Source organism: Arsenophonus apicola (assembly GCF_020268605.1).
Lineage (GTDB): Bacteria > Pseudomonadota > Gammaproteobacteria > Enterobacterales > Enterobacteriaceae > Arsenophonus > Arsenophonus apicola.
This window is the reverse complement of the sequence record NZ_CP084222.1, coordinates 3,163,869-3,175,881: the sequence shown is the minus strand read 5'-3', so window position 1 is coordinate 3,175,881 and position 12,013 is coordinate 3,163,869. Positions and strand designations below refer to the sequence as shown.

The following is a 12,013-nucleotide window of genomic DNA, read 5'->3' as shown; positions in this document are numbered from 1 at the left end:
GCCTCCTTTGATTCCAACTAATTGACTATTCTGAAGAAGTTTCATAATAGATGATAATAACGGTTTTTATTATTCCATGATGTGAATAATAAAAGCTAGCCAGCAGCACATAGTGATGTAATTAATAGATTGAATAACTAATATCGTTAAATTTTTTGGCTTGAAATAGTATTTTTTATATTAAGAACAATCTTATTACATTATTTTCTTAAATTGAAATTGCCTTTGTTTATTGTATTAAAGATTATTTTTTACTGACTCTAATTTAGTCATTATCATGACTATTCATTTATTATTCTATTTTTATTTATTTTTTAAATAGTTATTTATCGCTATTATTTTTAACAAAAAATTAACATAATTTTTTGAAAGAATATATAATAAGAAATCTATTGTAATTTATGTAATTTTTAAGGTAAGGATTAATGAAAGTATCGGCTAATGTTTTTAATCATAATTATATTTCAGTTGATGATAAAGTTAGTAATAAAAACAGACTGTTAAAAAATAATGACGAAAACATGGTGACTAACATACAGCCAGTGGCTGGTAATTTTGCTGAAAAAAATGCTAATGTTAATAGTCTTGATTCGGTAATAAATCATAACATTATTAAAGAGAGAGAAATTAGACAGGCAAGTTTACCAGAGTACCATAACTCAATTAAAGTTGATAAGCTGATAAATTTAATTATAAAAATAATAAATAATATTAATAAGCAAATCGATATCAAAAATACTAATGAATATATTGAATTAAATACACAAATTTATAAATTAAGAAAAAAAATATCAAATGATAAAATATTAGCTTCGGGATTAGAAGACCAAATTAATGTTAATAATTTATTAAAAAAAGAGATACAAGCACATGAGTATGATTTGGCGATCTATTCTAGAATTTTAATTTTAGCACAAGAATCGACAACGATAAATCAAATATATAATATGGGATATCAAATAAACTCAGAGCCTCTATCTAGTATAAAGGGTAAAATATATGAAATTTCGAATATTATTTTATCATTTATTGATATAAATGAAAATGAAAGCGAAGAAAATATTAATAACCAAAAAGAATCATTGATCAAAAAGTTAGATAATTTTCTTATATCAATAGATTCTTCACATTTATTAGTTGAAAATCAATTTTTAAATACTGTGGAAAATGATATTAACAATAAACTTAATAATATATCATCTACACCTATTAGATTTGAGTTAAATAAAATTTATCAAGAAGTAATTAATTCTTATTTTGATAAAATTGATATTAATGATCAAACGGAACTGTTAGTAAATATTCACAAAATAAATATTCTTACTCGGCTATTTAATGAAAAATATAGTTTTAATAAAAATAGTGATAAACCTAATTTGCCAATTGAAGTTATCAGTGTTTATGCATTATGGTTAGTTTATTCTATCTATGAAACTGATCAACATGCTTTTGGTGATTTAACGATAGAAGATATTGTTAAGACAGAGATAATATATAGTTATACGGATGATAATGATAACATTATATCTGATACTTTTAATATTTTTGAATATTTAACCCGACATATTGAAGAAATTAACTCACCTTTGATGAATAAAAAGAATATTAACATAAAATTCCCAACAGAATTTAGTCCTGTACTGATTAATTATTTGAATGAGGAAGCAATAAATTTAAAGAATCAAATTGATATGTTAAAAAATATTGATTTATTAAAAGAAGAAAAAGATAAGTTACTAGAAAAAATGCCACATTTGGAAAATTATTTAGCCAAATATTTAGCACAACAAAGCAAAATTTGTAATGTTGATAATACTTCTTTAAATGATTTGGTAAAACTCCGCTATAAATCTGAATCATATAACCCAGAAATAGAAAGTGCTCAAAAGTATTTTTATCCACCTATAGAAAAAATGTACACTGTGCGGGATATTTTATTAGGCCGTGAGCGTAAGTGGTTATCGGAAAACCTAAATTATAAATTAGATGAAGTACTAGGCGCGTTATATCCTGATCAATATACAAAAGAACTTATCAATAAAATAAATTCTGCTGATATTCAAAATAGTTATATTGCTGAAATGGAAAAAATTAAAAAAAATGAGGAGATAAAAAAGGCCTTTTATGACTATTTAGAGCATGTATTAACCACTTATGGTAAAAAGGACGCTTTATACTATTTAGTGGAAAATAGTCCGGGATTGTTAGTGTTTTCTGATTGGGATCGCGGGCCTGTTACTGGCATTGATAAAACGGCTAACAGCATTGAAGCGGACCACACACCTATTGCCGTGATATCCGTTTTTACCGGTGAATGTCTTCATTATCCCTCATTTCGTGATTTTAAGCGCGCGATTTCTGCAAGTGAAAAATTAAAATCATGGGTAAAATTCCATTTTAATAATTACAGTGAGCTTAATCCTTTAGAGCTTAAATTAAAAAGAGAAAATACAGACTACTCTTTTATATTTGAATCTATTATCGATTTTAATATAAAAAAAGCCGATATATTAATCAAATCGCACACTGAAGCGTTACTTATTGAACTATTTAGTCGCTTAGAAGATATAATAGTCCCTTATACTTTTTTTTCATTTTTAATGGGCAATTTAACTGGAATGGTATACGGAAGTATTTTGGCTGCAACACCTTCATTTCTAAAAGCATCAATGAGTGATCAGGAAGAGGAATATAAAAATTATCTAAAAGAAGGGATAATGAATATTGCTGCTGAAATTCTCGGTGTTGCTATTTCAGAGGTTATGACTAAATCCCTAGCGAAAGCCGTTAAATTTTATTCAAAATTTAAATTTAAAAGAAGAGTAATTAATTATGATCAAATGGAGATGATAAAATTAACTCAAGATTTTCAAAAAGGTCATTTTGATATGAAGATTACTTTGTCACCTGAGAAAAACGAAAATCGATTTTTATTAAAAATTGGAGAAAAATTCAACCCAAATAATCTGACCGCTGATATTCCGGCAGAAAAGTATTTAACTGAATTACATTCGAATCCCTCTATTGCTAAAAAGATTGATGATCTAATTACAGAAGATGATTCATCAATAACTGCTATTGCGAAATATATGCGCGATCATGACATGACAGATATTAGATATCGAGGGGTATCTATCTGGAATAATGAACTAGATGAAAGTCCTATGAATCATTTGACTGTAGTTGGCAAAAAAGACAATAAGGAATATGTTTTTGACTTAACTGCTCATCGTTTTAAAAATATTGACAACTCATCCTTAGATGGCCCACTTATTTTAGAAGAATCAATATGGGAAAAAAGATACCGTGAAGCTTTCCCTAAAAAATTAATTAAATATAAAGATTTTGCTGGTGAGCAAATGGCTGTAGCAAATTTTAGATTATATTTCAATCAATCTGCTATTGATATTATTGACGTTATTGAAGGTACTAAAACATTAAACTCACCTGATTGGTATATAAAAGTACTAACAGCAAAGACTGATATTAATCCTACAATTAATTATACAATTAATAAAAATCCACTTCTCAATGTCGTTCATGCAATTGAACTTAATAATAAAACCTATAAAAATAATTGGGAATATATTAGCGATATATTATATCGTTCTCATAAGATAGATGAACAATGTAAGGAGCCATTAATACGTGGATTATCAACAATAGCGCGAGATTCAAATGCTAAAAATATCTTTGATCCATCGATGCGTATATTGCGTAGTTACCGGCAAGTTAGAAGCATGAATGAATTAATACAAGCTAAAGCTGGAGAAATTTTATTTTTTTATACCGAAGAGGAAAAATTGGTTCATATGCTGGTAAGTTTGGGAAATGGCCTATTTAGTGGTAATAATAATAGTAAATTAGGTGGTTATCTCAATAATAGTAATAGCATTATTATGGCAGAACAGATTGGTAACTTTGTCAGTGATAAGATAGAGCGATATTCTCCAGAATTAGGTAAATTAAAGGTATATGCAGCCCAGCCATATGGCAGCGGATTACCCCAAAACACGATTAAAGACATTGCTCAGGAAGCCTTGAAAAAAGAACCAATTGAATCAGAGTTATTGGAGTTTATGACTCGAATTTTAAGCGATTCTCAAGAGTTGACATTTGAACAAGCAGCCGTCTTTCAAGAAGATTTGCGGGCAATCTTAACGGCAGACAATAATAAAACGAGTATTAGTAGCTTGTTAACAAATATAAAAAAAATAGACAATGTTACACAATTATCGGCATTGCTAGCTGGTCGATTGGTATTTTTTTATAACTCGGATTACAGTTTAAAAAGTATGATGATAAGCTTAGGAGAAGGGAAATTTTTTATTAGTCAAGGTGATCACATAGGTTTAGTGACAAAGCAATTGCATGATATTGTTTCAGTAGATCAATTTGCCCGCGTTGCGGGTGGTAGATTTAACTATACAAATATTGTTACTGGGACAATTAATTTACAACGTATGCGGCAAAAGACGCTACTAGGTCAGAATTCAGTTTTCAATTTAGAGGGCAATAAATTATTTATTAAGCCGCAGGGAAGACCTTCAATTATAAATTATATGGATTCTACCGATTTAAGTAATATTATTGAAGGCTTAGCAATAGAACTATATGGCCTTAATAATTGGCAAAAAGTAGAAACCATTGAGTTACAATCTTTTTTCGGTGGATTTGGTTCAATTCCTTCCGGTCAAGTGATAGCACATAAATAAGATAAAACAGTAATAGTACATGCTTTTTCCTCTGAAAATGGTTTTGTGAAAAAAAATTATGAATCAGCACCAACACCTAAAGTATATGAAGCTGATGTTTATCTTAGTGATGATGATTTAAAGTTAGCCATAGAGCAAAGTCTGGCAAATAGCGAGTTTTGGAAACAATTAATACTATTATTTGAAAACTCAGATAAATTAATAGATAGAATAAACGATAGCTAATTTGGATTGAAAGATGTATCAGGACATCTTGTTTTTGATATGGCAAAATTAATTTTAAAAAAAATGGACTTAGAAGATTTTTTATCTTCGCATCCAGAATATTATGGATTTAATGGTAAGGAATTTAATGATATTTTTAGGAGATTAAAAAAGATACTTGATTCTACAGAAGTTACCAATTCAGACCAATTTGCTGAATTTATGATGAACCTTATTTCGTTTAATAAATATTCATACTCTATAGCAGATAAGTTTCTTAGCTCAAATCTATTAGCAGTTGAATCTATAAATAAAGCCTTAGAAAATGATTCGTTAAAATAATATTGAATTATTTTAATCGATACTTCGGTTATATCATTTTTTACTTTTAATATGAATTAGGGGGTTTTCATGATTGAAAATTATCTACCTAAAAAAATGTCACAATATTATTATAAGGTAGTGGCTCAGCTTAATTATAATAAAAGAGGGAGTGAAGTCACAAGAAATACTAAACAATCTTATGATTCCTTTGAAGCTAGTCAACAAATATTAAATTCTATAATAGCAAATAATAACCCTCGTTTACGGTTTCAAAATAATGAAATAACTTATTCATTTACATCTTCTGATGATAGTGATGAAATTAATGAATTAACGCATGAACAAAGAATACAGGTAAAAGAATCTTTAGATGCCTGGTCTGATGTCATTAATATAAAATTCATTGAGGTAGATAAAAATACCGCGAGTACTCTTAGATTTTTTCCTAGTATGAACTTACAGGATGGGAAATTTTCTTATTTATCAAATCAAGATATGAATTTAGATAGCATACCCTGTTTTTTTAACATACAGACACATCGTCATATATTACAACCTGAAAAGGGTATTTATGGTCGAATGGTATTAGTCCATCAAATTGGCCATGCGCTCGGTTTAACTCATCCTGGAAATTATACTAATATCGTTTCTGATATTGAATCACCGCAATATTTGCAATGGAAGCATGAACGAGAATCTTATTGGAATAAAGCTAATTATCTAGAAGATTCGCTTAAATATACGGTTATGAGTAATTGGAGTGAAAAATATACTAATGCTGATTTTGGCGGTGCTTATCCATATACCCCGCTTATAGATGATATATATGCTGTACAGCAATTATATGGTGCTAACATGGCAGCCAGAAAAGGGGATACTATATATGGATTTAATGCTAATGCGGATAAAAATTATTATTTAATAAATGAAGATGATAAAGGTAATATTTTCACGGTATGGGATGCTGATGGTAATGACACCTTTGATTTTGCTGGTTATTATCAAGATCAACAGATAAATTTGAATCCGGGTTCATTTTCTAATGTTGGTGGTTTAAAAGGAAATATATCAATAGCCAAAGAAGTCATTATTGAAAATGCGATTGGTGGTCGAGGAAATGATATCATTATCGGCAATGAATTTAATAATATTATCAATGGTGGAGCAGGAAGTGATATTATTTATGGCGGATTGGGACAAGATATACTTTGGGGTGGAAATAATGTAGATCCAACCAAATTTAGTGAAAATATAGCCGCGATTCATTCTTATGTTCTCTTTACTCCTCCCTATCAAGAGTCTCAACAATCTGAACATATAGTGAAAACGAATAATCTGAAGAAATTGCTTGCTACTTCCTTAGAAAATGAAACGCTTTCTTCTGATGTTTTTGTTTATACTGCTTTTGAAGAGTCATTACCTACCTCGCCTGATATGATAATGGACTTTCGCACTAACAGAGATAAAATTGATTTGTCGGCGATCAATGCCAGTCATAATATTGCTAACAATGGTAAAAATTTTATTCATTTTGGGGTCGGATTTCACGGTGTTCCTGGAGAAACCGTCATATCTTATAGCAATAAAGACCATTTTTATCGTATCAGTATCAATGCTGATGATGATTTTGAACCAGATTTTGTTATTAAAGTTGCCGGTAAAATTGTAGCGGACACTGATTTTATTTTATAAATAGTTTTGCCTAATTATATGAAGATGGTAGAGCAAAAGTTTTATAATAAGCCAAATTGAAAATATCTTTTGGCGGTTAACTGTTGTGTTAATTTTTAATGTAAATAGTTAACTAGTGATGGGATTAATGCAACAGCAAACTTAAAATTACTAAAGATTTATGAAGCTATTTTCCGCGTAAAACAACATCAATGTGTAATCGGTGCTGCATATCTGTTCGCCAAAGGGTATACTGAACCACTTTTTTAAAATCACAATCTATCTATCGCGCGAATCTAAACATGCAAAAGTTCGATACCAAAACCTTTCAGGGATTGATCCTAACATTACAGGATTACTGGGCGCGTCAAGGCTGCACCATTGTTCAACCATTGGATATGGAAGTTGGTGCCGGGACGTCGCATCCGATAACTTGCTTGCGAGCACTAGGCCCGGAGCCGATTGCTGCCGCTTATGTGCAACCCTCTCGTCGGCCAACTGATGGACGTTATGGTGAAAATCCTAATCGTCTTCAGCACTATTATCAATTTCAAGTCATTATTAAACCCTCACCAGATAATATTCAAGAGCTATATCTTGGTTCATTACAAGCATTGGGGTTAGATCCTACAATTCATGATATTCGCTTTGTTGAAGATAACTGGGAAAATCCAACTTTAGGAGCCTGGGGACTTGGTTGGGAAGTTTGGCTAAATGGGATGGAAGTCACCCAGTTTACCTATTTTCAGCAAGTCGGTGGTTTAGAGTGCAAGCCCGTTACCGGAGAGATCACCTACGGTCTTGAGCGTTTGGCTATGTATATTCAAGGCGTTGATAGTGTTTATGATCTACTCTGGTCTGATGGCCCGTTAGGAAAAACAACCTATGGTGATATTTATCTTCAAAATGAAGTTGAGCAGTCGGCTTATAATTTTGAATATGCTAATGTTGATTTCCTATTCAAATGTTTTGAAGAGTATGAAAAAGAAGCACAATATTTATTATCGCTAGATACGCCACTGCCTTTACCCGCTTATGAGCGTATTTTAAAAGCTGCCCATACATTTAATTTATTAGATGCCCGTAAAGCGATTTCAGTTACTGAACGGCAACGTTATATTTTACGTATTCGCACCTTAACTAAAGGGGTTGCAGCAGCTTATTATGCTGCTCGCGAAGCACTGGGTTTTCCAATCTGTAAAAATAAGAACTAAGAGGCTGTCATTATGCAACAGACTTTCCTGGTGGAAATCGGCACAGAAGAGTTACCGCCGAAGGCTCTTCGTTCGTTAGCTGAATCATTTGCGGCAAATTTTAAACATCAATTAGCGCAGGCTGAGCTGCCGCATGGTGAAGTGCTTTGGTATGCTTCCCCTCGCCGTTTAGCATTAAAAGTAACCGACTTGGCCGCCTATCAAGCTGATCGTGAAGTTGAGAAGCGTGGCCCAGCAATTAGTCAGGCTTTTGATGCTAGCGGTAAGCCCACTAAGGCCGCTGAAGGTTGGGCGCGAGGTTGTGGAATTAGCGTTGAGCAGGCAGAACGTTTGGTCACTGATAAAGGGGAGTGGTTATTTTATCGCGCAACTAGCAAAGGTCGCGCGGCACAAGCGTTGCTTGTCGATATGGTAGCTAACGCACTGAGCCAGTTACCGATCCCGAAACTAATGCGCTGGGGAGATAAGGAAACCCAATTTGTCCGTCCAGTTCATACTTTAATCATGTTATTTGGTGATCAACTGCTCGAAGGTGAAGTATTGGGTGTTCACAGTGGTCGCGTGATCCGTGGCCATCGGTTCATGGGTGAAGCTGAACTGACTATTGATTCAGCTGAACAATACCCGGCGATCTTACGTGAACGTGGTAAAGTTATTGCTGATTATGCAGAGCGTAAGGCTTTCATCAAGCATCAGGCAAATAAGGTAGCACAGCAATTAGGTGGTATTGCTGAATTGTCTGATAGTTTACTAGAAGAAGTAACATCCTTGGTTGAATGGCCAGTTGTATTAAACGCAAAATTTGAACAGAAATTTTTGTCAGTACCGGCGGAAGCTTTGGTCCATACGATGAAAAGCGATCAAAAATACTTTCCAGTTTATGATCAGGTTGGCAATTTAATGGCCAATTTTATTTTTGTTGCCAATATTGAATCTTCTGAGCCACAGCAAATCATTGCCGGTAATGAAAAGGTGATCCGTCCACGTCTGGCAGATGCTGAATTTTTCTTTAAAACCGATTGTAAAAAGCGTTTAGAAGAATATTTACCTCGATTGGCAACAGTTTTATTCCAAAAACAGCTGGGTACATTGCGCGATAAAACCGATCGTTTAGAAGTGTTAGCCGGCTGGATCGCGGCTAAAATTGGTGCTGATGTTAATCATGCTACTCGTGCGGGTCTGTTGTCCAAATGTGATTTGATGACCAATATGGTGTTCGAATTTACTGACACACAAGGTATTATGGGGATGCATTATGCTCGTCGAAATGGTGAAGCTGAAGATGTAGCGCTAGCAATCAAAGAGCAGTATCAACCTCGTTTTGCTGGTGACCAATTACCCAATAATCGTGTTGCGGTTACCTTAGCACTGGCCGATAAAATGGATACCCTGGTAGGTATTTTTGGCATTGGCCAACCACCTAAAGGTGATAAAGATCCTTTTGCATTACGTCGCGCGGCGCTTGGCGTATTACGTATTATTGTTGAAAAGGGATACGATCTAGATTTATTAGAGTTAACGCAGCAGACGGCTCAGCTATATGGTAATAAGCTAACTAATAAAAATGTTATCGATGACGTGGTCGAGTTTATGTTGGGGCGTTTTCGTGCCTGGTATCAAGAGCAAGGATATCGTATTGATACTATCCAGGCTGTTCTAGCTCGCCGGCCAACTAAACCGGCCGATTTTGATGCCCGCGTGAAAGCTGTTACCCATTTTCGGACTTTGGAAGCGGCTGAAGCACTGGCGGCGGCTAATAAACGGGTTGCCAATATTCTGAATAAGTCAGATGAGAAATTGAATGACAATGTTGCCGCTAGCGTGTTAAAAGCACCCGAAGAGGTCACCTTAGCGGCTCATCTAGTTGTATTACAAGATAAATTAGCACCATTATTTGCTGATGGACAATACCAGAGCGCATTAATCGAATTGGCTTCACTGCGTGAGATTATCAATGCTTTCTTTGATAATGTAATGGTGATGGATGCTGATCAAATAGTAAGGATCAATCGTTTGACCTTGCTGAGTCAGTTGCGTGATCTGTTTTTACAGGTAGCCGATATCTCGTTATTACAATAATTTATTCATCGATTAAAAATCCCTTGAATTAATCTTCAAGGGATTTTTATTTATAATTAATCTTTGTCTTTACTAGAAAGAAAAATAGTTATATTACTAATATTATGACTGCATTAAAAAATTGTATTTTTAACAGCGATAAATAAATTTTTATCATTGCTAATGATAGTTTTATATTAATTAGTAAAATAAACAGATCTATCACATAATATTTTTAGAAAGATCGATTTCAATATTGTTATTAGCATTTCGTTTATGGGGTAATACAAAGCTAAAATCAAGAAGTTTACTAGATTTTATCTTTGTTAAATCGTATTTTGCTGAAGTTAATATAAACTGATTGACAACATATGCGTTATTTGCCTTTATGTTGACTTTTTGGTTATGATCGATGATTCCGCTATTGTAAAATGTTCCATCTTTTATTTCATAAAGACCAGTTTTGCTTTCTATTTCAGATTGATTATTAATAATGGCATTATCGCCAAATACTTCGACTAATCCTGTATTTTTTATCTTACCATTATTATTAAATTTTCCATCTCTGATAAGAAAATGACTATTTTTACCTTTTATTTTTGCTTGATTGTCAATACTTGCATTGATTCCAGTAACGACTAATATTTCAGTATTATTTATGGTACCGTTATTATAAAATTCTCCATTGATTATTTCATAGTGACTATTTTTATTGCTGAAAAGGGTACCAGAATTATTAAATATGCCATTTTTTATTGTAAAATGACTATGCTTACTATTTATTGCTGAATGGTCGTCAATGGTTAATTTTGCATTTTTAGCTAGGATTATATTTTGTAGGATATCGTCAGTAATATTAATAAATTTTGTCGCATTAATATTATTTATAGTAGTAAAAATATTGCTAATAACAGGCGTATCATGAACTGCAATGGTAATATCATTGACATTTAATTGGCTGGATTCTAAATGGATTGATTTTGCTAATAATTGTATTGTCTTAGCATCGGTAAAATTACCTGGTTTGATATTTTTAAAATGAATGTGTTTTCCTCTTATATTATTAGTTAAATAGCTAGAGGGAATATTATTCTCAAATGGGTAAGTAATTAAACTGACACGATCGACATTATTGAAACTGCAGTGTTCACTACAATTAATACCATTGGGATTAGCAATAATTAAATGAGGTTTATTATTGCCTAAAATTGCAATATTACCATTGATATTGGATTTTTCTGCTGAAATCACTTCAGTAATAATAAGGTTGGCTGGGTTTTCAGTGGCATTATTAATTTTTATGCCATGTTCACTAATATTAAATTTGTCATATTTATTATGAGAAATTTTAAACTGCCCCTAAGAAACTGCTGGTAATATATTAATCGTTAACGGCTTATCGGTAGAATTTAAATTAATTTTTCCATTAGAACTAACAATTTCAGTGGCTTGTTTTGATGGTATAGAATTATTATTTATTCCAGATAATTCAGACGCAAATATATCCCTAGAAAATGATATTGATATCATTAATGCTAATAAAGCTAATTTATGGTTATTGTTTTTTGATAAATTCATGCTATATCCTTATAAAATAAATGATTTGCTATCTATAAATTTTTGATTAATTTATTTTAACTTTTTTAAAAAGACAATTAATTTTTTTTAAACTTATTATTTCATATAGAATTTATAATATCTTTAATGTGTTATTAATATGATTAAATAATACTAATTGATATAAATTATAATCAAGGGTTGTCTTATATTATTGTTAATTATATTGTTGTCAAAATAAATCTTTAGTTATTTACTTACTTATTAAAA

General features: G+C 31.9%; 8 protein-coding genes. 6 read left to right on the top strand and 2 right to left on the bottom strand.

Annotated elements, in window-relative coordinates:
- The first annotated feature begins 425 nt into the window (after positions 1–425).
- From LDL57_RS15075 to glyS, 6 genes are all read left to right on the top strand, one after another.
- A complete protein-coding gene (locus LDL57_RS15075) occupies positions 426–4,715 on the top strand; it encodes a hypothetical protein (protein ID WP_180560348.1) in 4,290 nt (1,429 codons plus the stop codon).
- Between the two features lie 45 nt (positions 4,716–4,760).
- Positions 4,761–4,940 carry a hypothetical protein gene (locus LDL57_RS15070; protein ID WP_180560349.1) on the top strand — a complete coding sequence of 60 codons (180 nt, stop codon included), beginning with the start codon at positions 4,761–4,763 and terminating at the stop codon, positions 4,938–4,940.
- 6 nt (positions 4,941–4,946) lie between these two features.
- Complete coding sequence (locus tag LDL57_RS15065) at positions 4,947–5,261, top strand: hypothetical protein (RefSeq protein WP_180560350.1); 315 nt, start codon at positions 4,947–4,949, stop codon at positions 5,259–5,261.
- Between the two features lie 69 nt (positions 5,262–5,330).
- Positions 5,331–6,935, top strand: coding sequence for a M10 family metallopeptidase C-terminal domain-containing protein (locus tag LDL57_RS15060; RefSeq protein ID WP_180560351.1), 1,605 nt, complete (start codon positions 5,331–5,333; stop codon positions 6,933–6,935).
- 281 nt (positions 6,936–7,216) lie between these two features.
- Positions 7,217–8,128 (top strand): glycine--tRNA ligase subunit alpha, encoded by a 912-nt coding sequence (gene glyQ / locus LDL57_RS15055; protein WP_180560352.1) that lies wholly within the window; start codon positions 7,217–7,219, stop codon positions 8,126–8,128.
- 9 nt (positions 8,129–8,137) lie between these two features.
- Positions 8,138–10,207: a glycine--tRNA ligase subunit beta gene (glyS, locus tag LDL57_RS15050; RefSeq protein ID WP_180560397.1), complete on the top strand. Its 2,070-nt coding sequence runs from the start codon at positions 8,138–8,140 to the stop codon at positions 10,205–10,207.
- 201 nt (positions 10,208–10,408) lie between these two features.
- On the opposite strand, the gene LDL57_RS15045 is transcribed toward glyS, so the two are convergent.
- The gene (locus tag LDL57_RS15045; RefSeq protein ID WP_233458160.1) at positions 10,409–11,482 is read right to left on the bottom strand and encodes a filamentous hemagglutinin N-terminal domain-containing protein; all 1,074 of its coding nucleotides are present in this window, start codon (positions 11,480–11,482) and stop codon (positions 10,409–10,411) included.
- 63 nt (positions 11,483–11,545) lie between these two features.
- Complete coding sequence (locus LDL57_RS15040; protein ID WP_180560353.1) at positions 11,546–11,764, bottom strand: hypothetical protein; 219 nt, start codon at positions 11,762–11,764, stop codon at positions 11,546–11,548.
- Between the last annotated feature and the right edge of the window lie 249 nt (positions 11,765–12,013).